The 24,794-nt window shown below is 54.4% G+C and carries 18 protein-coding genes; 5 read left to right on the plus strand and 13 right to left on the minus strand.

Features of this window, described 5'->3' with window-relative positions; genetic code table 11:
- Positions 1–141: 141 nt before the first annotated feature.
- The 4 genes from pncB (at position 142) to RAC90_RS05620 (ending at position 5,739) form a co-directional block, all read left to right on the plus strand.
- Positions 142–1,347, plus strand: a complete 1,206-nt coding sequence (gene pncB / locus RAC90_RS05605; protein WP_039341282.1) for a nicotinate phosphoribosyltransferase — start codon at positions 142–144, stop codon at positions 1,345–1,347.
- 157 nt (positions 1,348–1,504) lie between these two features.
- Complete coding sequence (gene asnS, locus RAC90_RS05610) at positions 1,505–2,905, plus strand: asparagine--tRNA ligase (protein WP_375124097.1); 1,401 nt, start codon at positions 1,505–1,507, stop codon at positions 2,903–2,905.
- Between the two features lie 300 nt (positions 2,906–3,205).
- The gene (ompF, locus tag RAC90_RS05615; RefSeq protein WP_269751056.1) at positions 3,206–4,339 is read left to right on the plus strand and encodes a porin OmpF; all 1,134 of its coding nucleotides are present in this window, start codon (positions 3,206–3,208) and stop codon (positions 4,337–4,339) included.
- Positions 4,340–4,548: 209 nt separating this feature from the next.
- On the plus strand, positions 4,549–5,739 hold the full coding sequence (locus RAC90_RS05620; protein WP_375124098.1) for an amino acid aminotransferase: 1,191 nt from the start codon (positions 4,549–4,551) through the stop codon (positions 5,737–5,739).
- Positions 5,740–5,780: 41 nt separating this feature from the next.
- On the opposite strand, the gene RAC90_RS05625 is transcribed toward RAC90_RS05620, so the two are convergent.
- The 7 genes from RAC90_RS05625 to cmoM form a co-directional block, all read right to left on the minus strand.
- A complete protein-coding gene (locus RAC90_RS05625; protein WP_375124100.1) occupies positions 5,781–6,410 on the minus strand; it encodes an MBL fold metallo-hydrolase in 630 nt (209 codons plus the stop codon).
- A gap of 36 nt (positions 6,411–6,446) precedes the next feature.
- On the minus strand, positions 6,447–6,998 hold the full coding sequence (locus tag RAC90_RS05630) for a YcbK family protein (RefSeq protein WP_033737630.1): 552 nt from the start codon (positions 6,996–6,998) through the stop codon (positions 6,447–6,449).
- A 187-nt stretch (positions 6,999–7,185) separates the two neighbouring features.
- Positions 7,186–9,000 (minus strand): L,D-transpeptidase, encoded by a 1,815-nt coding sequence (gene ldtD, locus RAC90_RS05635; protein WP_133745113.1) that lies wholly within the window; start codon positions 8,998–9,000, stop codon positions 7,186–7,188.
- Between the two features lie 169 nt (positions 9,001–9,169).
- Positions 9,170–13,636: a chromosome partition protein MukB gene (gene mukB / locus RAC90_RS05640; RefSeq protein WP_006118637.1), complete on the minus strand. Its 4,467-nt coding sequence runs from the start codon at positions 13,634–13,636 to the stop codon at positions 9,170–9,172.
- A complete protein-coding gene (gene mukE / locus RAC90_RS05645; RefSeq protein WP_006118636.1) occupies positions 13,633–14,358 on the minus strand; it encodes a chromosome partition protein MukE in 726 nt (241 codons plus the stop codon). The genes mukB and mukE overlap by 4 nt, the downstream gene beginning before the upstream one ends.
- Positions 14,339–15,661, minus strand: a complete 1,323-nt coding sequence (gene mukF / locus RAC90_RS05650; RefSeq protein WP_033737632.1) for a chromosome partition protein MukF — start codon at positions 15,659–15,661, stop codon at positions 14,339–14,341. The genes mukE and mukF overlap by 20 nt, the downstream gene beginning before the upstream one ends.
- Positions 15,658–16,449 (minus strand): tRNA uridine 5-oxyacetic acid(34) methyltransferase CmoM, encoded by a 792-nt coding sequence (gene cmoM / locus RAC90_RS05655; protein ID WP_375124101.1) that lies wholly within the window; start codon positions 16,447–16,449, stop codon positions 15,658–15,660. Before cmoM ends, mukF begins: the two co-directional genes overlap by 4 nt.
- Before the next feature lie 125 nt (positions 16,450–16,574).
- On the opposite strand from cmoM, the gene elyC reads away from it, so the two are divergent.
- Positions 16,575–17,348, plus strand: coding sequence for an envelope biogenesis factor ElyC (elyC, locus tag RAC90_RS05660; RefSeq protein ID WP_054634226.1), 774 nt, complete (start codon positions 16,575–16,577; stop codon positions 17,346–17,348).
- A 100-nt stretch (positions 17,349–17,448) separates the two neighbouring features.
- Here the strand turns inward: elyC and kdsB are convergent, their stop codons facing one another.
- From kdsB to RAC90_RS05690, 6 genes are all read right to left on the minus strand, one after another.
- The gene (gene kdsB, locus RAC90_RS05665) at positions 17,449–18,198 is read right to left on the minus strand and encodes a 3-deoxy-manno-octulosonate cytidylyltransferase (protein WP_375124102.1); all 750 of its coding nucleotides are present in this window, start codon (positions 18,196–18,198) and stop codon (positions 17,449–17,451) included.
- Positions 18,195–18,377 carry a Trm112 family protein gene (locus tag RAC90_RS05670; RefSeq protein WP_006118631.1) on the minus strand — a complete coding sequence of 61 codons (183 nt, stop codon included), beginning with the start codon at positions 18,375–18,377 and terminating at the stop codon, positions 18,195–18,197. Before RAC90_RS05670 ends, kdsB begins: the two co-directional genes overlap by 4 nt.
- Before the next feature lie 84 nt (positions 18,378–18,461).
- The gene (locus RAC90_RS05675; RefSeq protein ID WP_054687941.1) at positions 18,462–19,679 is read right to left on the minus strand and encodes a winged helix-turn-helix domain-containing protein; all 1,218 of its coding nucleotides are present in this window, start codon (positions 19,677–19,679) and stop codon (positions 18,462–18,464) included.
- 21 nt (positions 19,680–19,700) lie between these two features.
- Positions 19,701–20,702, minus strand: coding sequence for a tetraacyldisaccharide 4'-kinase (gene lpxK / locus RAC90_RS05680; RefSeq protein ID WP_263758736.1), 1,002 nt, complete (start codon positions 20,700–20,702; stop codon positions 19,701–19,703).
- Positions 20,699–22,447, minus strand: a complete 1,749-nt coding sequence (msbA, locus tag RAC90_RS05685; protein WP_033737638.1) for a lipid A ABC transporter ATP-binding protein/permease MsbA — start codon at positions 22,445–22,447, stop codon at positions 20,699–20,701. The genes lpxK and msbA overlap by 4 nt, the downstream gene beginning before the upstream one ends.
- A 34-nt stretch (positions 22,448–22,481) precedes the next feature.
- Positions 22,482–24,737 (minus strand): DNA internalization-related competence protein ComEC/Rec2, encoded by a 2,256-nt coding sequence (locus RAC90_RS05690; RefSeq protein WP_375124103.1) that lies wholly within the window; start codon positions 24,735–24,737, stop codon positions 22,482–22,484.
- Between the last annotated feature and the right edge of the window lie 57 nt (positions 24,738–24,794).

A 24,794-nucleotide genomic window follows, 5' to 3' on the forward strand; every position in this document is an offset into this window, starting at 1 on the left:
TTAACAATGACACAATTCGGCCTCGACTCGCTATCCTGAAATATGCTGTGATCGCCGTCTGTTAGTGATTTATACTTTTGCGTCTTTGTGACGTTTAATACACCGGGCTCTGCGCCACCGAACAGGATGCCGAAACGCGCCATGACAGGACATGCTTCCCCGATACTGACTTCGCTGCTGGATACTGACGCGTATAAGCTTCATATGCAGCAAGCCGTCTTCCACCGCTACTATGATGTTACGGTAGCGGCGGAGTTTCGCTGCCGCAGCGATGAGTTACTGGGTTTTTATGCTGACGAAATCCGTGCAGCGATCAGTGCCATGCAGACGCTGGCGCTGACCGACGCCGAATATGCCTGGTTATCTGACCTCCCCTTCTTTGCTGACGACTACCTTAACTGGCTGCGAAATTTTCGCTATGACCCCCAGCAGGTCGACGTGCAAAATCACAACGGCAAGCTGGCCATCCGAATTCAGGGGCCCTGGCGTGAGGTCATCATGTGGGAAGTTCCCCTGTTGGCCTTGATCAGCGAAGTGGTGCATCGCCATCGTACACCACACACCGGCAGCCAGCAGGCCGTGGACTTTCTGCACCAGAAACTGGCAACGTTTAAAACGCAAATTGCGGATACCGATATGTCACGTTTTCGGTTGATGGATTTTGGTACCCGTCGCCGCTATTCCCGGTCGGTGCAGGAAGCCATTGTCAGTACGCTGAAGCAGGACTTTCCCTGGCTGATGGGCACCAGCAACTATGATCTGGCCCGCCGTCTTGAACTGACACCTGTCGGCACGCAGGCACACGAATGGTTTCAGGCTTTTCAGCAAATCAGTCCGGTGCTGGCGAACAGCCAGCGGGCCGCGTTACAGGCCTGGCTGGATGAATATGATGACAAACTGGGTATTGCGCTAACGGACTGCATCGCTATGGACGCCTTCCTGCGCGACTTCGGCCCGGTCTTCGCCCGCCGTTACCAGGGTTTACGCCATGATTCGGGCGACCCGGTTGAATGGGGTGAAAAAGCCCTGGCGCATTATCAGCAACTGGGCATAGATCCACAGAGTAAAACCCTGGTGTTCTCCGACAACCTGAATCTGGATAAAGCGCTGGCGCTCTATCGCCACTTTGGTCAGCGTACTCACGTGGTGTTTGGCATTGGCACCCGACTGACCTGCGATATTCCCGGCGTGACGCCACTCAATATTGTCATTAAGCTGGTGCAGTGTAACGGGAAGCCGGTTGCCAAGCTGTCAGACAGTCCGGGCAAAACCATTTGTCAGGATAAAGCCTTCGTCAGAGCCTTGAGAAAAGCCTTTGACCTGCCACTGGTAAAAAAAGCCAGCTAAGCGCTATGTGACTGGGGCGCGCTGCGCCCCGCTTTCCTGGCAATAAATCTGCCCTTCCCCCTGAATTTTGCTTGTTTCCTGTTGACTCGCAAGTAACATAGCAACACCCCAGTCTGGGGAATTCATTCACACACTTCTTCTATATAGAGAGATATTTATGAGCGTAGTGCCTGTAGCGGATGTACTGCACGGTCGCGTCGCGGTTGACAGTGAAGTCACCGTACGTGGTTGGGTACGTACCCGAAGAGATTCAAAAGCCGGTCTGTCCTTTATCGCCGTGTATGACGGCTCCTGCTTTAATCCCGTTCAGGCCGTCGTCAATAATTCTCTGAATAATTACCAGGACGAAGTGCTGCGCCTGACTACCGGCTGCTCCGTCATTGTCACCGGTACCGTTGTGGCATCTCCGGGCCAGGGGCAGGCGTTTGAAATCCAGGCGACAAACCTGGAGGTGGTAGGCTGGGTGGAAGATCCCGACAGCTATCCTATGGCGGCCAAACGTCACAGCATTGAGTATTTGCGTGAAGTGGCCCACCTGCGTCCACGCACGAACCTGATTGGTGCCGTAGCCCGTGTTCGTCACACGCTGGCGCAGGCGCTGCACCGTTTCTTCCATGAGAACGGCTATTTCTGGGTTTCTACGCCGCTGATTACCGCTTCCGATACCGAAGGTGCGGGTGAAATGTTCCGCGTATCAACGCTGGATCTGGAAAACCTGCCGCGTGACGATCAGGGCAAAGTCGACTTTTCAGAAGACTTCTTTGGTAAGGAAGCTTTCCTGACGGTATCCGGCCAGCTCAACGGCGAAACCTACGCCAGTGCGCTGTCAAAAATTTATACCTTTGGCCCCACCTTCCGGGCCGAAAACTCCAACACCAGCCGTCATCTCGCCGAATTCTGGATGCTGGAGCCGGAAATAGCCTTCGCCTCCCTGGATGATGCGGCCGATCTGGCGGAAGCCATGCTGAAGTATGTATTTAAAGCCGTCCTGGAAGAACGTGCAGACGACATGGCGTTCTTTGCCGAGCGCGTTGATAACGACGCCATCGCTCGTCTGGAGCGCTTTGTTACCACAGACTTTGCGCAGGTCGACTATACCGATGCCGTCGAGATTCTGATGAACTGCGGCCAGACGTTTGAGAACCCTGTCTCCTGGGGCATTGATTTGTCTTCTGAGCATGAGCGTTACCTGGCGGAGAAACACTTTAAAGCGCCTGTCGTTGTGAAAAACTACCCGAAAGACATCAAAGCGTTCTACATGCGCCTTAACGAAGACGGTAAAACCGTGGCCGCGATGGATGTGTTAGCGCCTGGCATTGGTGAAATTATCGGCGGTTCACAGCGTGAAGAGCGTCTGGATGTACTGGATGCGCGTCTGGAAGAGATGGGGCTGAAAAAAGAGGATTACTGGTGGTATCGTGATCTGCGTCGCTATGGCACCGTTCCCCATTCCGGATTCGGATTAGGTTTCGAACGTTTAATCGCCTATGTCACAGGCGTACAAAATGTAAGAGATGTTATTCCATTCCCACGTACGCCACGTAATGCGAGCTTCTGATTTTCAGCATTTAATATAAGAAATTCATATATATAAAGAGGTCGGCTTCGCCGGCCTTTTTTTATTTTTGTAAATTTTGATATGACTCACAAAGTTCCGTTATTTTTACATTTAGAAATACATTTTTTATATTTGAAACAAGATTACGACTTTTGTAGCATTTTCGCAGTAGAATTACCCGATGGGGGATGGAAAGATGCGTGCAGACACAGGAGACACCAAACTTCTTTCAAGGTTCATGTAAAGATTTCTTGACGGCAGTGGCAGGTGTCCAAATAACTCCAATGAGGGTAATAAATAATGATGAAGCGCAACATTCTGGCAGTGGTTATCCCTGCTCTGCTCGCCGCTGGCGCAGCCAATGCAGCAGAAGTTTATAATAAAGACGGCAATAAGCTGGACCTGTACGGTAAAGTGGATGCGCGTCACCAGTTCTCTGATAACTCAGGTGATGACGGCGATCAGACTTATATTCGCTTCGGCTTCAAAGGCGAAACCAAGATCAATGACGAGATGACCGGTTACGGTCAGTGGGAATACAACATTCAGGGTAATAACTCTGAAGGTTCTGACGCGCAGAGCGGTAACAAAACCCGTCTGGGCTTTGCGGGTCTGAAATTCGGCGATGCCGGCTCAATCGACTACGGCCGTAACTACGGTGTGGTTTATGATGCAATCGGCTGGACCGATATGCTGCCAGTATTTGGTGGCGACTCAGGCTACACAGATAATTTCATGAACGGTCGTAACGGCGGTCTGCTGACCTACCGCAACACCAATTTCTTTGGTCTGGTAGATGGCTGGAATTTTGCGCTTCAGTATCAAGGCAAAAACGATCGTACCGATCCTCGTCGTGCTAATGGCGACGGCTACGGTATTTCAACCTCGTACACCTCTCCGATCGGCGTGGGTATCGTAGGTGCCTATAGCAGCAGCGATCGTACCAATACCCAGTCTGACGGTTCCGTAAGTAACAACAACGCAGTAACCGCTCGTGGCGCTGGCGTTGGTGCTGGTAAGCATGCAGAAAACTGGGCAACTGCGCTGAAATATGACGCTAACAATGTATACCTGGCAGCGATGTACGGTGAAACCCGCAACTCTACACCAATCAGCGGTGTGTTCAACGTAAACGGCCAGACATTTAGCGGTGATGCATTCGCTAACAAAACTCAAGAAATCGAACTGGTTGCACAGTACCAGTTTGACTTCGGTCTGCGTCCTTCACTGGCCTATGTTCAGTCTAAAGGCAAAGATATCGAAGGTATTGGCGATGCGGATATCTACAAATACTTCGATGTGGGCGCAACCTACTACTTCAACAAAAACATGGCCACCTACGTTGATTATAAAATCAACCAGCTGGACAAAAACAACCCACTGGGCATTCCTAACGACGACGTAGTCGGCCTGGGTGTGGTTTATCAGTTCTAAGTTTGTTGATGCAGTACAAAAAACGGAGCTTCGGCTCCGTTTTTTATTGCCTTTATTCAGCGTAGCCGATACGTGGCCCCCTTCTCCCTATAAGTACCGGTAATTCTGCCGACCGGACAATGAATTTTATCGCAAACGGTTGGCATTTCGCCGTGCTGACGTTAACCTGATGCTTCATTTGCTAAAGTTCACGCTACTGGACCCGACTCATGTTTGAATCGATCTCTGCTGCACCTGCCGATCCTATCCTTGGCCTGGCCGATCTGTTTCGTGCCGATGACCGCCCGAATAAAATTAATCTCGGTATTGGCGTTTATAAAGATGAAACCGGGAAAACCCCGGTGCTCACCAGCGTTAAAAAAGCAGAGCAATATCTGCTGGAAAACGAGACCAGCAAAAATTACCTGAGCATTGACGGTCTGCCGGATTTCGCACACTGCACTCAGGAATTGTTATTTGGTAAAGGCAACGCCCTGATTTCGGCGGGCCGCATACGTTCCGCTCAGACGCCAGGCGGGACAGGTGCACTGCGTATTGCTGCGGATTTTCTGGCCACGCAGACGTCGGTGAAGCGCGTATGGGTCAGCAACCCGAGCTGGCCGAACCATAAAAACGTGTTTAACGCCGCGGGTCTCGAGGTGTGTGAATACTCGTATTATGATGCGGTCAACCATACGCTGGACTTTGACAACATGCTGGCCTCGCTGAAAGAGGTTAAAGCCGGTGATGTGGTGCTGTTCCACGGCTGCTGCCATAACCCAACCGGTATCGATCCGACAACAGAGCAGTGGCAACAGCTGGCTGCGCTTTCCAAAGCCAATGGCTGGTTGCCGCTGTTTGACTTCGCCTATCAGGGCTTTGCCCGTGGGCTGGAAGAAGATGCAGAAGGTCTGCGTCTGTTTGCGGCCAGCCATCAGGAGCTGATTGTGGCCAGTTCCTATTCCAAAAACTTTGGTCTGTATAATGAACGCGTAGGTGCGATTACGCTGGTGGCGAGCGATGCAGCCACGGCTGATACCGCCTTCAGTCAGGTGAAGTACACGATTCGCGCGAACTACTCTAACCCACCGTCACACGGTGCGGCAGTGGTTGCAACCATCCTGGGAAATGACGCGCTTCGTACCATCTGGCAGCAGGAGTTGTCCGATATGCGTCAGCGTATCCAGCGCATGCGTCAGCTGTTTGTGAATACGCTGGCGGAAAAAGGGGCGCAGCAGGATTTCAGCTTTATCATTAAGCAGAACGGTATGTTCTCGTTCAGCGGGCTGACCAAAGATCAGGTCATTCGTCTGCGTGAAGAGTTTGGCGTATATGCGGTGAACTCAGGCCGGGTGAACGTGGCCGGGATGACGCCCGATAATATGTCTGCCCTGTGTGAAGCGATTGTCGCCGTGCTGTAATCCTGTCCTTATGAAAAAAATGGGCCTGACTGGCCCATTTTTTATTGCAGAAAAGGATTCGTCAGACGTTCACGATCTAAAGTGGATAGCGGACCGTGACCGGGCAAAAACGTCACATCATCTCCCAGCGGCAACACTTTGTTTTTGATGGCATCAATCAGATGCTGATGGTTACCCTGCGGAAAGTCGGTGCGTCCTACACCACCGTTAAAGATCACATCACCGGAAACCAGTAAACGCCCCTGTCGGTCAAAAAACACGATATGACCTGGCGTATGACCGGGACAGTGCAGAACCTCAAGATTAACCTGACCAACCTGAACAGTGTCCCCCTCTTCCAGCCAGCGATCGGGCGTAAACGGCGCGCAGTACTCAAGTCCAAACATCTGGCTCTGCGTGGGCAATGCCTCAAGCCAGAACGCATCCTGTTTGTGCGGGCCTACCAGTGGTATGTTCCAGCAGGCCGCCAGTTCCGCCGCGGCCCCGACATGATCAAGATGACCATGCGTCAGCAGGATCTGGCCAGGCGTTAAATCAAGCTGTTTCAGCGTTTGCCTGATTGTATCGGCGTCACCACCCGGATCCACTATCGCAGATTCACGTGTGGTGTCGCACCAGATAACCGAACAGTTCTGCGCGAAGGCGGTAACGGGGATAATGTGATAATTCATAACGCTCCATGGTCGGCACCCGCAGCGTTGCCGACGTTACGACCAGTGCCTGACCGGACCGGTATCAATATGTACAAAGTTGCTGCTGGGGTAATATCCTACACCACCCGCCCGCATTTTTAACGCGGCTTTCCGGACATTCGCCAGACTAATCCCCTCAATATGGAAATCCATCGCCTGACCTTTGGTGTGGTAGCTGTGTTTTGCGACACCAGGACCTGATTCGCGCAGCATATTATTGGTGGCCAGAGTGCGGTAGCCCGAGATCAGTTGAACGGGCTTACGCGTTTCCAGCAGTGCCTGAAGGCGGTAGAGCTGATCGAAAAGATGGGGATCGATACTTTTGATTTTATTGGCGCGGTAGTCACGGAAAAAATGGTTAAGACGCGATAACTCGCTCTTGTCGTAACTTTTACCGTTGAAGAATTCTGTTTTGAGGGTTTCACCCGTGTGAAGGTTATTCAGCGTTAAGACGCGCGGTCGTGACGTAGAGAGTGAAGCCATCGCTGACGTCGGCAACAAAGCCAGTCCCGCAGCGGCACTTCCGCAAAACAACAGTTTGCGACGGACAGAATCAATTGTAGACATGAAGCGTTTTACCTGAGAACAGAGCCAATGACACGTGCAAAAAACGCACTGGCGGAACCATAACTTTCTCGCGGTAGCACGTCAACCCATGTCTGGCAAGTTTGGAAGACGGCGCCTCATCGGAGGCACCGGCTTTCTCAGGCCATCTTCCTGCGCGCAATGCGCACTTACGGTTAAAAATCAACCGTTAGAGGAGCAACTGCTGCGCGCGACTCAGCACCAGACTCCCGGAACGGGCAGTATTATCATAATTGTAAATATCTGTACGAAACTGCGTTTTACCATCATCCGCGACCCAGGCGGTTAAATAATACAGGTTAACCGGTATTCGATGGCGAATAGGCACATAGCGCGTATCACCCTGTTTTAACGTCCCTGAGATACGGGCATCATTCCAGCCTACATCCTGCAGCAGAATGCCCGCCAGTTCTGACGCTTTGTTGACCCGCACGCAGCCCGAGCTGAGTGCGCGAATATCACGCTGGAACAGATTATGATTGGGCGTGTCGTGCAAATAGATAGCATCTGAACTGGGCATATTAAATTTGAAACGGCCCAGTGAATTGGTCTGCCCCGGCGCCTGACGAATTCGGTACGGGAACGACGAGGCTGACACCATACTCCAGTCGATCATGGTGGGATCGATCACCTCTGCATCCGCACTCCAGCCCGACAGCAGGGTATATCCATGCTTATACAGGTACGTCGGGTCCTGTTTCACTTTTGGAATGATGTCCTGGCGCACCAGCGTGGTAGGCACATTCCAGGGCGGATTCAGCACCACGTTGTTGAGCGCGCTGCGCATCAGTGGCGTTTTACGGTCTGGCCGGCCCACAATCACCCGCGATGTCAGCACCCGGGTGCCATTGTTGTAATAATTCAACGAGTAATTGGGAATGTTGACCATAATGCCGTTGTGCATATCATCCGGCAGCAAACGCAGGCGTTGAATGTTCAGCGCCAGCAGGGCAGCACGTTGCTGAGGTGACACATTCAGCCATTCACGCGTACGCGGACCAATGGCTCCATCCGCGTCCAGCCCCTGCCACTGTTGAAAGCGTTTTACCGCTGCAACCAGATTATCGTCATAGACATTGACGCCACTTGTCGCCGTAGGTGCCACTTGTACGTTGTCCGGCGCGCCTGGCGGTGGTGGCGGAATAGCGTTCACGGCAACGGCAGACGGGCTGACCGCGACAGGTTCACTGTGGCTGACCGTAACTGGCGCAGTAGGAACCGCATCGTCATTCGGTGCAGGTGCCGTCGTCTGTGCACTTAACATACCGCTGCGCCGCAGGATTTCCCGCAGTGCCGGTACATCATCACTGACCTGACCGGGCCTTACCGTGTCGCGATTTTTGATTTGCGGCCACGGCTGTTTATCGTTAAGCAGGTTTATTAACGCTTTGTGCATTAAGGGATACTGCGGATGTTGCGGTTCCAGCGAATTCACAAAGGCCGCTGCCCGTCCCGCATTCACGGCGTTCTGCCAGGCATTAATGACGGACACCGACGGCACCGCCAACTTATAGGGCACCGTACTGTAGAGCCACGTTTCTCCCTGTGCAGGAACCGACGAGACAAACTGCAGATAACCCAGCATGGCATCGGACAGTGTCACATCGCGGGCGAATCCGGTAATGGATGGATCGGTCAGACGCTCCACCCACCGGGTAAATTGTGGCTGGACGCCGGATAACGCTACCTCAGCCAGCTGCTGCTGAAACTTCTGCACGGCGTCATGATCCTGCCAGATCGGTTGCATATTTCGCGCGGCATACAGGGCGGCCAGTGAAGCACCGTAAAAAGGCTGACTGTCACTGGCAAACGCCTGGCGAATTTTTTGCTGACTGGCAGAAACAGAGGTGGTGGCCTGGGTCGAATGGACACCGGGCATGGCCGCGATGATAGCCGCCTGGGACGGCACGCACGGACTCAGGGCAAGTGCCAGAACCAGCCATGAACTAACCTGATGAATTGTTAAGCCTTTATTCAGTAACATCCCTGCCCCCTTCATTAATCTACCGCGCAGCCTGAGAGGAAAAAGCTGCAATCGGGCTGTTACTCATATGACTGAGTATACAAACAAAAACGGCATTTGCCTCCTGCGACAAATGCCGTTACCAGATTAACCAATGGCGCTGTTTTTGACTATCCTTGCCGCACGAATATTATGTCGTCGTTTCACTGGCCGAATCGGCTTCACTGCCGCGTTTGGCAGGCAGCGGATCGGCGGCGAAACCCCGTAATCCCACGACATGAACGTGTTCGGTGTTGTTAAACACTTTACGCATCAGTTTGTAGGTCGTGCCCTTCTCAGGACTGATGTTCTCAGGTGCAGCGATGACCAGTTGCATCTCCAGGCGCTCACAGAGTTCAAACAGCGTGGCGATTGAACGCGCATCCAGACGGGCGGCTTCATCCAGGAACAGCAAGCGGCAGGGTGAGATATCTTTCCCACGCAGACGGCGTGATTCCTCTTCCCAGCTCTGCACGACCATGACCAGGATCGACATACCGGTACCAATCGCTTCACCGGTAGAGAGCGCACCACTTTCTGCACGCAGCCAGCCATCGGAGCCACGATTCACCTCGACTTCCATCTCCAGGTAGTTACGGTAATCCAGCAGTTCTTCACCGATTGTCTGCGGCGTGCGCTGTCCCATATCGATCTGTGGATTGAGGCGTTGATACAGTTTTGCCAGCGCTTCCGAGAAGGTCAGTCGGTTGCTGTTAAACAGATCCTGATGCTGTTCATGCTCTTCGGACAAGGTATCGAGCAGCATCGCGTGTGTTTCCCGCACGTTCACGTTGAGCCGCACGCTGCGTACCTGTCCAAAGCTGACGGTCTGTAACCCCTGGTTCAGCTGGCGAATACGGTTCTGTTCACGCTGAATCGTTTTGCGAATAATGTTCGCCACGCTGCGTGAACTGATGGCCAGCGTTTGCTCGCGGGCAGTCAGCTCTTCCGTCAGACGGTTCAGCTCGATTTCCATCTGTTCGATGGCTTCAACCGGATCGTCGGTACGGATAATGTCCTGACGGATACGTTCGCGCAGATGCTGATACACGGCGATAAAGAACTGAATTTTACGCTCTGGCCGTTTGGGATCTTCCGACAGGCGCAGCACATCGCGCAGGTGTTCGTTATCCGCCACCGCCAGGCGCAGCGCACCGAGTGCCTTATCCGACATTGAACGCAGCTCATCCGCGCTCAGGTAAGCCAGTTCCCGACGATGCAGACGCCGCTCCACGCCATTGTCCTTCACCAGACGCAGCACCATGCACCAGCCTGCTTTGGCACTGACCACCTGTTCGCGGATCTGATGATAGTTGCGCTCAAGCTGGCGCAGTTTCTTCTGCAGATTGTCCATTTCGGCTTCGCAGAAGGTGAGCTGTTTCTCCAGCTGGTTACGGCGGGCACGATTGTGACTGAGCGCGGTATACAGCTCGTCACGGCGGATACGGGCGCGTTCTTCCGCGCTGGCATCGGCCTGCACACCGATATCCTGCATCTCCTGCTGCAACTCTTTCAGCATGTCGCGTTTGGCGTCATAAGCGCTTTTCAGCGATGCCAGCACCTGAGAATACTGGGTCAGCTGCGACTGATGTGCGCGCAGGCGCTCACGGCAGCGGCTGCGCTCCGCTTCCGCCTGCTCCAGACGCTGGCGCAGCTTATCACTCAGATCGGTGTTGCCACCGAGCATACTGGCCGAGTCGTCATAGCTGAAGTGAGCGCGACGCTGTACCACCTCGGTCAGCGCAAAAGCCTGCTGACGCGCGCGCTGCTGCTGCTGCTGTGCATGCTGGTAATCTGCCTGCAACTGGTCGTGCTGTTCCGGATCGCTCTGCAGCACCGCCAGCATCGGTTCAAGTTTGGCCAGCTTCGCCCCATGCTGATGGAGGAAGCGTGCGGCTTCCTGCGCGTCTTCCACCTGCTCACGGATCTCTTCACAACGGTCTGCCAGCGTGTCGTCCAGTAACAGATTCACGCGCGGCAACAGGCGGTTAAGCTGCGCAACGCCCTCTTTGGCCAGGTCAAACTGCTGACGCTGCTGCTGATTGTTGCTTTCATGCTGGTTGAGCGCACGTTCCAGCTCACCCCGACGGGCGCCGAGCTGACGGATCTGCGCTTCGGGATCGTCATCAAAGGCGACCGCCAGATGGCTACCGATAAAACGGCTGAATGACTGATGAAGCCGCTGCGTCTTTTGAACATCAAACGACAGGGTGGCATACCGTTCCGCCAGGCGATCGCGTTCGTTATTGAGCAACTCCAGCTGGTTTTCGCGTGCCGCCCGGCCGAAAAGCGGGATTTTAGGGAAGCGGGAATAGCGCCACTGGCGCTCGGCCACCTTGACCACGACGGCATTTTGTAACTCGTCGACGCTGAACACGCTGTCATCAAAGGATTGCGGATCGCCCTCGATCAAATAGAGATCTTCCGGGCACTCTTCCAGGCCATCCAGTTGCTCACGCACCAGTGAAAGATCGGGCACCACAATGGCGTGACGTGACGGGCCGTACAGGGCGGAGAAGTAAGGCGCATCGTCGAGCGTGACATCGTCATAAATCTCAGACAGCAGCACACCGCCAAAGCGTTCGGCCAGCTGGTTCAGTCGCGGATCTTCCGCACCGCCCGGCTGGCTCAAGCGCTCAATCTGCTGCTCAATTTCACGTTTCCTTGCGGCCACTTCATCACGTTCAACGGTGGTTTCACGTTCCCGCTCCAGCAGCTGCTGCATGTATTCCGTAACGTCCTGGCTGCTGGTCAACGCCTGACCGGTTTGCTCGCTGAGCTGCGTCAGGATTTCTTGCGCAGCCAGCCAGTGCGGCGCACGCGCGGTCAACGTCGCGATGCGCTGACGGAGCTGTTCCAGCTCCTGACGCATCAACATACGCTGTTCGCCCGCATCGGCAACGCTGCTGTTCAACTGCTCGATTTGGGCTTCCAGTTCACGCTGCAATCCTTCCAGCGCATCAGGCTCATATTGCTGCCCCTGACGCTTGCAGAATTCCGCCAGCAGGCGTTCTGCCTCCTGCTGCTCGCGCAGGCGCTGTTCAAGTTCGCTCAGACGCAGGCGCAGTGAAGCAAGCTGATCGGCGTGGTGACGCTGATTGCTGGCATCACGCAGGAGATCGCGCCCGACTTGCCAGGCCTCTTTACGGCTGACCTCACCGGCAATGCTGGTCACCAGCGATAAGGCCTGTTCAAACTGACTGTGCGCCGCTTCGGCCACACTCAGTTTCTGCTCCAGGCGCAACAACTGCCCGGTTGCTTCTTCTTCTTTGGCCTGGAAGCTGGCCTGCCATTCCGCCGCGTTGTCAATGTTCAGCTCAGGCAATTCACACAGCGAACGCGCACGTTCCAGAGCCTGTAACGCCTGCTGATACTGAATGGCACGGGTTTGCTGCACGTCCAGCGCCTGCTGAAAATCGGCCAGCTGACTTTTCAGCTCATCCACTTCCAGTTCGGCCGCTTCAGCACGGGCTTCATTTTCTTCCTGGATTTCACGCGCTTCGGCCACGACTTCACTCTGTTCTTCCAGGCGAAGTGTCAGATCCTCGATATCACTGTCATAACGGGTAATTTTTTCCTGCTGGCGCATTGCCGTCTGCACCAGATTCAGGTGATCGCTGGCCGCCTGATAATCAATTTCAAGATCGTTCTCTGCCCCGCTGTGTTCAGCCAGCTCTCGTGCCATTTCCACGTGGCGATACTGCTCCGACGCCAGCTGCTTGCGGCTGGTGAACAGTTCATTGCGCAGCTGTAGTGCGCTATCCAGGTGGATGCGTCGTTCGTTGGCATGACGCATATAGTCGGCCGATACATAGCTGGTGGCTTCAGAAATCAGGTGCTTAAACAGATCGCGATCAGACTGGGTTACGCGGATCGCTTCCAGCGTCATACGGTTTTCGCGCAGCGCAGCTTCCATGTCCTGGAACGCTTTACGCACGCCACTGTTTTCAGGCAACAGATAATCGCGCAGAGAACGGGTGATGGCGCTGGAGATACCGCCGTACAGAGAGGCTTCAATCAGGCGATAAAACTTACTGCGGTCGCTGGCGGTACGCAGACGACGCGGCACAATCCCCAGATCAAACATCATCGCGTGATAGTCCGTTACCGAGCTGTACTGCCGATACTGGACACCTTCCAGCGCCTCGACGCGTTCTTTGACCTCATTAAGCGGTAACACGCGCGCCTGACGGCTGTTCAGAATTTCCGTGAGCATGTCCGTGGGCAGCGTATCCGTGGGCAAGCCATGGATACTAAAGGGCTTGATATCAACCTTTTTGTCACGTCCTGCCACCTGCTGTAACCGGACCCCGACCACCACACGTTGATGGCGTGAGTTCACTACGTCCAGCATCGCGTAGCAGACGCCTGCCCGCAGTTTACCGTGCAGGCCTTTATCGCGTGAGCCTGAGGTTGCGCCCGCTTCGGTGGTGTTACGGAAATGCAGCAGGGTTAAGTCAGGAATCAGCGCCGTGACAAAGGCTGCCATTGTGGTGGACTTACCTGCCCCGTTTCCGCCCGACAGCGTGGTGACCAGTTCATCCAGATCAAAGGTTCGGGCAAAAAACCCGTTCCAGTTGATCAGGGTTAGCGAACGAAATTTGCCGCGTTCAATCATGCCTGCTCTTCCTCCGCGATATCACCCGCATCGCTGTCATTCTCTTCACTGTCATCAGCCTCTGTGGCTGCCGTCGTGTTGTCCAGCAACATCGCTTCGCCATCGCGGATCAGGCGCAGTTGCGCTTCACGCGCATCATCACCGCTACGGACATCGGCACCAAAGCGGAAGACAGACTCGGTAATACGAAACTTGCTGCTGTCGTTGCCAAAAAACCACACCATGCCCAGACGGCGCAGGCGGCTTAAGGACGCACGCATTTTTTCCTGTAACTTAGCCCGATCGAGATCCGACCCGGTTGAACGCTGGTTAACCAGCTTCAGCAGCTTGCTTTCGTCCGCCAGGGACAGCAGTTCATCATAGAGTTCCTGTTGCGTGAAAATGCCTTCATTCGCCAGGCGTTCCGGGCTGAGATACAGATAGCAGAGGATTTTCCCGACCATCATGTCCAGTTCGGAAAGCACGGAACGGGGAATCAGCGTGGTTGAGCGTGGACGCAGATAGAAAAAGCCCTCTGGAGCACGGATCAGCTCAACGTTGTAGCGCGTGTAAAACTCTTCCAGATACTGCTGGTAATCCATCAGAAAAGCGTGGTTATCCAGCTCTTCAATGCCAATATGGCGACCGGCACGTAACTGGCTGTCCAGCGCCGGAAAAATCGGATTTGCCAGTGCCTGTGCCAGCTTAACCGGCATCACTTGTTCAATATTTGTCGATGACATGTGCCTGCACCTTGGCTCCGTAATCATTAATGGCTTGCCATTCCACAGGCAAACCGGCTAAATCGGCTTCCGCTACACCTAATCGCACCGCCTGGTCCACGACAATGCGCGCAAGGTCGAAGTGACGCGCGCGCGGGTACTGGGCCAGATAGTCGCGCATGACGGCGGCGAGGTTAAGCGGTTTTTGCTGCGTTTTATAAATCGTTAAGGCTTCTTCGATCATGGCCGCCAGCTGCTCGCGAATTTCATTAAATTCTTCGAACTCCAGTTCAGCAGGTAATTCGCCCATCACTTCGTCATTACGCAGCGTCAGCTCATCGTCACGCATATCGTAAAGACGTTCGGCATTGGCATAAGTCAGCGCCCAGGGTGAGTCAAAATAGTTCTGTACGGATACGCGCAGGCGCTGGGCAAAAACACGGTTTTTGTCCATGTCGATAGCGGTGCGGATAAATTTATGTACGTGGCGGTCATAACCAATCCACAGGTCAATGGCCTGCTGCCCCCAACTGGTGATGCGGTCGAGTTTACTTTGCAGATCGAACACCAGTTTATCGACGAAGCCCAAATCCGGGCTGTCCAGCGTCGCGTCCTGAATACGCAGCAGATTTTCCTGGAGTTTGTCACCGGCCGCTTCCAGCGTATCCTGCAATTCACGCAGCGTACCGGAAGTTTCCGACAGTAACATTTCACAGCTTGAAATCGCGGCGCGCCAGTCTTTATTCAGTAGCTCCGCAATATCCGCTTTCACCGCCTGCTGCTGCTCATCCATCAGGCGTTGCGTCATATCAATGCTGTCGAAGATTTCGGCTACGGAGTATTTCAGCGGCGCGAATACGTTACGATGCCAGTGAAATTCATCGCCATTCTCCTGCGCCGCGTCGGCGGCACGCTTAAGTTCAGCGGCAACGATGGAAAGCTGCATGGAAAGCCGCAGCGTGGAGAACTCGCGCTGGCGGATATAGTAATCCGTGATGCCGATGGCCAGCGGCGTCAGACGATAAATTGCATTGCCTTCAGTTAATTCACTGGTGAAACGGTTCAACAGGCGCTGACGCACCATATCATTGATGGCGTTGTTGGCCCGCACCAGTACGGTTTCGCTGGTTTGTTCAAACGCTTTGCTGACATGACGAAACGCATCGACCAGGTCACCTTCACTCATTTCTCCGTCCATGCGCTCGCCATTCAGCGTGGCGATGGCCAGCAAAAAAGCCAGACGTTCAACGGGCAGCGCAAGGGAGAAGTCGTTCTTGCGCGCCCAGGATACCAGCTCCGGTACCGTCTGGGAAAATTCACTCATAATTCGTCCTTCTGCCCGGGTTTGCGCGCGGTCACGTGGATGTAACGCCCTAAGCTTAAAAAGGGTTCCTGACGGCAAAAACGCCGCTCCATCTCAATGATTTCGTCGTCGCTTTTTGGCTCGCCTTTAGGCGGCTTCATATAGTCGCTGAACACCCGAATCCCGGCACGCTGTTCAATCTGGAAACCGCAGGCCTGTAACCAGCGTGACACATCGTCAGGATCGCGCGGATAGTCCGGTGACAGCGTGCGCTTCTTACGCTTGGTTAAGTTGGTACGAAGGTAACCAAAATTGCCCAGCGTCAGGGTGCGTAATGTTAACCCATGCAGGTTATAAAACATCAATGACAGCACGCCTCCCGGCCGCAATGTATCAAACAGGGCTTTCAGCACAGTTTCCGGTTCAGCGACCCATTCAAGCACAGCGTGAAACAATACCAGATCCACCGGCTTATCCAAATGTTCACCGACCTGCTGCGCGCTAATTTGTTTGAATTGCATGTTATGGCTCACACCCAGCGCATCCGCATTTTCCTGGGCACGGCGCAACATTTCACCTGAGAGGTCGCACAGCAGAATCTGATGGCCCCGCGCGGCCAGTCCACTGGAAATTTGCCCAATGCCACCGCCCGCATCCAGCACGTTCAGTGAGGGAGACAAGGACGTCAGGCTGGGAAGCAAGGCTTCAAGCTCATCCCAGACGATTGCCTGACGCACCCGGCCTTTGGTGGTGCCGTAAATATTTTGCGAAAATTTATCCGCGAGATCGTCAAAGTTACGATCCTGCATGGCATGGACTCCGGTATGCTGCGGTAAAACGTATGCTATTTTGTCACAGGTGCCGTAAGAATGAAGCTTTCATGCCCTTCTTCTGCTCTGGCTGCTGTTTTTTCGGACAACAAGAGGGAATTTACATGTTTTTTATGCTGAAAAAGGCATTTGGCAACCTGTTACTGCCCCTGCCTTTTCTGCTTCTTTTAATGGCTGTCGGTATTTTGCTGCTTTGGTTCAGCCGCTGGCAGAAAAGCGGTAAAATCTTTATCTCAGTGAGTTGGCTGATGTTATTACTGATAAGCCTACAGCCGGTCGCCGATCGCTTACTGTTGCCCGTCGAATCGCATTACCCGACGTGGAATGGGACTGAAAAAGTCGATTACATCGTGGTGTTAGGGGGCGGCTATACCTATAACCCGGCCTGGGCGCCCAGCTCGAACCTGCTGAACAACAGTTTGCCTCGCGTGACAGAAGGTGTGCGTCAGTGGCAGCGCCATCCGGATGCTACCCTGGTCTTTACCGGTGCTGCGGCAGGGCAAAATCCCAAAAGTAATGCCTGGGTCGCCGCACAGGTTGCCGAAAGCCTGGGCGTACCTTCATCGCACATTCGTCTGCTGGATCAGCCAAAAGATACCGCACAGGAGGCGCAGGCTGTCAGCACGCTCATCGGGCACCACCCTTTCCTGCTGGTTACCTCAGCTAATCATATGCCGCGCGCGATGCGGTTTTTCAATCAGGCAGGCCTCAAGCCGATTGCAGCGCCCGCCAATCAGCTGGCGATTACTTCGCCACTTAACTGGTGGGAACGTTTTTATCCTTCCCCGCTGTGGATGAGTCACAGCGAACGCGCAATCTACGAAACGCTGGGGAGCGCATTGCAACGCTTCTCATCCGCCTCACCCTCTGATGGATAGACGCAAAGGCGCACATCCGTCATGGCGCAGGCTGAGTGCGACCTTAACCCGGCGCCTCAGCCGCGTACGCAGACGGTCATCGCACAAGAAGCGGAACAGGTCAGCGAAGCATCGCGGCGCGGACCCGGGTGAGATCCTCTGGCGTATCCACGCCAACGCCCGGAATCGTTTTTGCCACCGCAACGTGGATCTTTTCGCCGTACCACAGCACGCGCAACTGCTCCAGCAGTTCGATCTGCTCAAGCGGACAGGGTTCCCAGCTGATATAGCGACGAATAAACCCGGCACGATAAGCATAAATGCCGATATGTCGCAGCAGCGTGTCACCGATCTGTTCCCGGGACTGCGCATAACGTTCACGATCCCAGGGAATCGTCGCGCGTGAAAAATACAACGCGTAGCCTCTGGCATCCATGACCACCTTGACGGCGTTGGGATTGAACGCCTCTTCCGCATCCGTAACCGGCACCGCCAGCGTCGCCATGCCGGCGTCAGCCTGAGCCAGATTGGTCGCCACCTGATGGACGATATCAGCGGGGATCATGGGTTCGTCGCCCTGAACATTGACGATGATCTGGTCATCCGCGAACTGATATTTTTCAATCACTTCTGCAAGGCGTTCCGTACCGGAATGATGATCGGCGCGTGTCATACACACCTCGCCACCGGCAGCCTCGACAGCGCAGGCCACCTCAGGATGATCGGTCGCGACAATCACACGGCTGGCACCCGATTCCCGGGCGCGCTCCATCACATGCACCACCATTGGCTTGCCATGAATATCAACCAGGGGTTTACCCGATAAACGGGTGGAAGCATAACGCGCAGGAATGATGGCAATAAAACTCATGGATGGATCTCTTCAACCGATAACGTACGGGCTTCGTTTTCCAGCAGTACCGGAATACCGTCACGCACAGGGAAAGCCAGCGCGTCGGGCTTGCAGATCAGCTCTTGCTGTTCTTTGTTAAAGTACAATTTGCCATTACAAACCGGGCAGGCAACGATTTCGAGTAAACGGTGATCCATATGTCCTCCATCTCGGACCGAGAGCGTAAGGACTAAAGCATATCACAGCGCTGATGAGAGCGGGTAAATCACACCCGCGCTGCATCAGGAATTGTTAAGCTGCCAGCGCGTTGGCCAGTGTGTCAGTAACGCCGAAGGCGCATTCTTTAGCAAAACCGTTTCGGCCCCCTGCCAACGGGCGAAGCGTTCAATAGCACGTTGCACGTCATTGAGAAAGGAAACGGTTACCGCGACGTCAGGTTCCAGCCAGATGTTGTTAATTTCCAGCAAGGCTGTTGAGCGCACCATCCGTGCATCCAGACGGGCTTTGAGTTGGCCCCGATGCAGCACCGGTAAGACAAAATAGCCATATTTACGTTTGGCCGCAGGCGTGTAACATTCAATGCGGTAGTCAAAGTCAAACAACGCAAGCGCACGTTTCCTGTCCCATACCAGCGGATCGAAAGGGGATAACAGCGTGGTATGTGTTGCGATCAACGGCGTGGCTAATGCGGCCTGAGCGTCCCGATGCAGCCACATCTCTCCCATGCCGTCGACCTCAACCGGCATGATTTCGCCGGCCGCCTGTGCCCATAAGACAAAGTCTTTAACGGGCGCGCGCTTTAGCCGGTAATAGTCTGCCAGCCACTCACGGCGAAAAATGCCCAGGCTGCGTGCGCTGTTCACTAACATCAGGCGGACAGCGTCATCCTCACTGATAGCATGCAGCGCATCCTGCCAGTCAGGCATGACACGTGAGCGTAAATCATAGACGCGCTGAAAATTATGGCGCGCTGACACCATTAGCTCCCCTGAACTGAACAGGTTTTCGAGATGCCGCTTGTGGGGTTTCCATGCCCACCATCCTGGCTTATGATTTTTTCCACTGGCGAAATCAGCCGATCTGACGGGCCCGTTGTCGCGTATATAGGTAAGTAGATCAGCGATTTCCTGCTGATGTTCCGTTGCCCAGTCTGCACTGTATTTCCAGCCCAGGCGCTCTGGCGACAGCATGCGGTGCCGCAGTAATCGGTAATCTGCGCGGGGAATAAAACAGGCTTCATGCGCCCAGTATTCGAAAATCTCCCCCTGCGCCAGCGACTCGTCCAGCCAGACGGGCGGATAGTCGCCTAAGCGACTGAATAAGACAAGATACGGACTGCGGGCCACCACATTGATGGTGTCGATTTGCAACAGCGACATGCGGCTAATGCAGGCTGAAATATCCTGAAAACGTGCCCGACGTTTCACCGGACGCAATAACCCCTGCGCCGCGAGCTGAATATTACGTGCCTGCTGTCGTGAAAGTGAATGCGTGCCCATTCTCTTCCTTCTCAGTGGGAATTAGTGCGGCTCCCGTGATGAATACGTGCCACACAGGCGTTGTATATCGTCTAACAGTAGCGTCGCTGCCTCAGCCTGCAGATGGGCATCGACGGGAAGATACCACCATGAGGATTGCGCGAATGCGCGGCATTTAACGGCATCTTTCTCCGTCATCAACAGCGTTTGGCCGGGCGTGACCAGACGCGACAGTTCCTCTTCGCTGTAAGCATGATGATCGGCAAAGGCGATCTCCGCAACGGGCGTCAGACCGTGCTGTTTTAAGGTATGAAAAAAGCGCGGCGGATGACCAATGCCGGCCATGGCGACGACATCGTGCAACGTGTTGAGCGGTCGTTGTTCACCGCTGAGCAGATGGGTTGCCATCCCCGCCTGCAGTTGCATGGCAATTTCGCCCTGCTGCGCTTCACCACCGTTAACGATCACCGCGTCTACCGTCTTAATGCGGGATGCCCGTTCCCGCATGGGTCCGGCAGGTAACCACCAGCCGTTGCCAAAACGTCGCACGCCATCCACCACCACAATTTCCCGATCGCGCTGGAGCGCATAATGTTGCAGGCCATCATCAGTCACGATGAGATCCAGTGAATGATGTTGCAGAAGGGCTTCGATCGCCTCACGGCGTCGCGGTGCCACTGCCACGGGTGCAGCTGTGCGCTGCGCAATCAGCACCGGCTCGTCACCCGCCTGATCGGTGGCGGTTTCCGCAGTGACACACAGCGGATAGCGGTCTGCTTTCCCCCCGTAGCCGCGGGAAATCACACCTACCCGTAATCCTCGCTGCTGCAGGGCGTCAACCAGCCAGATGACCACGGGTGTTTTACCATTCCCGCCCGCGGTCAGATTCCCCACCACGACAACAGGCAAGGGCGCACGCCAGCTTTTACGCCAGCCACGCCGGAAGCTGAGGCGGATTAGCGCCGTGATGGCACCATAGAGCACACTGAGTGGCCACAGGACTAACCATAATGGCGATCGGCCACTCCAGATGCGCTCAATCATTGGCCGAACTGCATTTTATGGAGTTGAGCATAAGCACCTTTTTCCGCCAGCAGGTCGGCGTGCGTACCGCGTTCGATGATATTGCCCTCTTCCACCACCACAATTTCATCCGCTTTTTCAATAGTAGAAAGGCGATGCGCAATCACCAGTGAGGTGCGGTTTTTCTGCAGCTCATCCAGAGCAGACTGGATAGCTCGCTCGGACTCGGTGTCCAGCGCAGAGGTGGCTTCATCAAGAATCAGGATAGGACAGTCACGCAGCAGAGCGCGGGCGATGGCGATACGCTGGCGTTGACCGCCTGATAGCAACACACCATTTTCCCCGATGACGGTATCCAGCCCCTTGTCCATTTTATTAATAAAGTCCATCGCGTGTGCCATCGTCGCCGCCTTTTCGATTTCCTCGCGGCTATACTGTTCACTGCGCGCATAGGCAATGTTATTGGCAACAGTATCGTTGAACAGATGCACATTTTGCGACACAAGTGCGACCTGATTACGCAACGACGCTAAGGTGTATTCACGCAGGTCATGACCATCCAGTAAAATCTCGCCCTGCTGAATATCATAAAAACGCGTCAGCAAACTGGCGATAGTCGATTTACCTGAGCCGGAGCGCCCGACTAAGGCAACGGTTTTTCCGGCAGGCAGCATCAGGTTAATGTTTTTCAACGCAGGTGTTTCACGGCCGGGATAGGTGAAGGTCACACCTCGGAATTCGACATCACCTTTTGCGCGCGTGATTTCACGCGTACCGGTGTCGTTCTCCTGCTCACTGTCGAGAATGGAGAACAGCGTCTGACAGGCCGCCATACCACGCTGAAACTGCGCATTCACATTTGTCAGCGATTTCAGCGGACGCATCAGAGCGATCATAGATGAGAAGACCACCGTAATGGTCCCCGCAGTCAGCGTATCCATCACGCTGGGGAAACTGGCGGCGTACAGAACGAATGCCAGAGCCAGAGAAGCAATGAGCTGAATAACCGGATCGGAGATTGAAGAGGCTGAAACGAGCTTCATCCCCTGCTGACGCATGCGGTTACTGACCTTGGCAAAACGCTCGGATTCAATGTCCTGGCCACCAAAAATCAGCACTTCTTTGTGCCCTTTCAGCATCTGCTCGGCACTGGTCGTCACCTGTCCCATGGTGTTTTGCATCGATTTGCTGATGTTGCGGAAGCGCTTTGATACGGTACGAATCGCGAAGGATACGATTGGAGCCAGAACAATCAGAATCAACGACAGCTGCCAGCTGTAATAAAACATCATGATAAACAGGCCAATTATCGAAGCGCCCTCACGCACCACGGTGACCAGCGCCCCCGATGACGACGAGGCGACCTGTTCCGAATCATAGGTGATGCGAGAGAGTAACGTACCCGTGGATTGCTGATCGAAGAACGCGACCGGCATGCCCATCATATGGCTGAACAGACGACGGCGCATATTCATCACCACATTGCCTGACACCCATGAGATGCAGTAGCTGGAGATATAGCTGCTTACGCCACGAACCAGCATCAAGCCGATGACTGCCAACGGCATCCACAGCATCACGGATCTGTCCGCTTTACCAAAGCCGTCATCCAGCAAAGGCTTCAACAGGGAGAGCATTAACGTATCGCCTGCGGCATTAATAATCAGGGCAGTAGCCGCCACAATTAAGCCAGCTTTGTTGGGTGCGATCATCGGCCAGAGTCGACGGAATGTCTGCCACGTTGAGAGATCTTTATCTTGATGCATTATTTATTCACGTTGTTGGAAATAGCCGGTCATTCTACCTGGATTCGCGTTTGACGCCAAACCACTGATGATACCAACGGGGCACTAATTGTTCTCTGAAGGAAAAAACCTGCACGGTGTTTGCCTCTATTTTGATACTTATTTGTCCGGACTGACCGGTATCACGCCAGTCATAAGCGTGTTCACGGTAATTTCGCAGCACGGACTTCGCGGGCATTCGCCACGCATTATAGCGTGCTACAGAGGCGATTGCGGTATGGCCGGCGATGCTGCGCAGCAGTATGCGCGATGAGGATGTCCGGCTGCCATGATGAGGTACCTGCAGAATATCCGCCTTTAACTGCTGCTTTTCCAGCCGCACTAACTGCCGCTCCGCCTCGGTTTCCAGATCGCCCATGAGTAACAAACGGACGCTTCCATCATCCACACTCACCACGCATGAATCGTTGTTTTCCCCCTGGTTGGGAGACGTTGCTGGCCAGAGCACCCGGAAATGTAGCCGTTTCCAGCGCCATGTGGTACCGCGTACACAGGGTAAATGCCCGCTTTCTGTAAGTCCGCTGCGCACCCGTACAGTAGGGACATGTTGCAGAATAGCCGACAGCCCGCCGGTATGGTCAAGATGCCGGTGGCTGAGAATAACCTCCCGCAGTCTGAGTCCTTTACGTTCAAGCCAGGGCAGAATAACGCGGCTCCCTGCATCGCTGTATTTCCAGCGTGGACCGGTATCGTAGAGCACCGCTTCACCGCCCTGACTGACGACGACGCTCAATCCATGCCCCACGTCCAGCATATCAATGCGCCATAGTGCTTCCGGTTTAGCATGGCGGGAAAACAGGATTGCCAGTGCGACAGCGCTACAACTGAACGGCATGGAGAACAGTACGCCGGAACGCCACAGGAGTAGCCCTCCCCATATGGCTATTATCAGGAAAGGTGCGCCTTGCAGCGGCCACCAGCCTGCCGGTAGCAGGACAAGGCCGGAGAACAGAAACCGCAGGGACAGATCGGCCGCCTGCCACCCCCACACTGATAATGCCGGGAAAGGTAGCAACAGGGTGATGAGTATCAATGGCACCGTAATAAACGACACGACAGGAATCGCAAACAGATTAGCGAACAGCGCGGTCAGGCTGATGCCATTAAATAATGCGGCCTGAAGCGGCACCATCAGGATCATCATTCCCAGTTGCAGATGAAGGAGTTGCAGTAAAAACCAGCGCCGCCTGTCACGAAAGCGCTCGGCCAGAGGAAACCAGCGATACCAGGTCAGCAACATCCCCACCGCCAGCACCGACAGCCAGAAGCTGTCCGAGAGAACGGTAAGCGGATCCAGTGCCAGCAACAACCCTACGCAGAGCGTCCAGATTTGCCAGGGGCTGAGCTGTATACCTGTTATACGTGTTATTGCCCATAGCGTCAGTGCCAGTAATGCCCGCTGCGCTGGCGCCTGGGCCCCTGAAAGCCACGTATAGAGTGCGGCACAGAGCCAACTGACAATGAGCGGATACAGATAGCTAATGCAGCGTGCCGGTAACAAAAACTGGCTGCCCCGCGCCAGTAGCCATCCGGTGCCCGCGGCCAGGCCAATGTGCATACCTGAAATGGCCATAAGATGCGCCGTTCCAGTATCACGTAACAGCTGACGGGTTGCCTCACTCAGATTGTCGCGAATGCCAAAAGCCAGTGCCTCCAGCGTAGCCGAAGCGGGTAAATGTTCGTAATGTTGCCTGTGGTCACGAATATGCTGCCAACGCCAGCTGCATTCAGACTGCACAGGATGTTGCTTGATAATGCGCCCCTGCACCGGGGTATGATTCGCCATGGCAAAGCGTTGTGCGTCGAATTCTCCCTCATTGAGTCTGGCATGAACAGCGCGTAACCTGAGCCGCATTTGCCAGCGCTGCCCCGGACAATAGGCTGTAGCGTTATCCTGCAGTGACAGCCAGGCAAAACGGGGAGGAAAGAAAATCCGGTTTCCCGCTTTCAACATTCTGACCCGAATACGTGACGCGTCTTGTTTTACCTCTTCAATTTGCACGACAAACCAGGCGGGTCGGGTACTCATCCATTCCGTGTCGTTGACCAGGGATTGCGCATTAACCAGCCCCCAGGCGGCCAGCAAAAGCGTATAGCCTGCGATGCGGACATAACGTACGGACATCCCCACCAGACAAGTGCCACACAGCAGCATCACGACAATAAACGTTCGCGAAGGGAGCTGAGGCACGATCAGTAAGGGTAACGCGGTCAGCGAGGCCAGTCTCGCCAGTCCAATCCATGTCAACATACCGTATCCCGCTGATGAACTGGCGTAAGTATGTCCTTCAGACTTTCAGGGTAAAGC

It is taken from the genome of Pantoea sp. CS_6, from assembly GCF_041954745.1.
Classification (GTDB): Bacteria; Pseudomonadota; Gammaproteobacteria; order Enterobacterales; family Enterobacteriaceae; genus Pantoea; species Pantoea stewartii.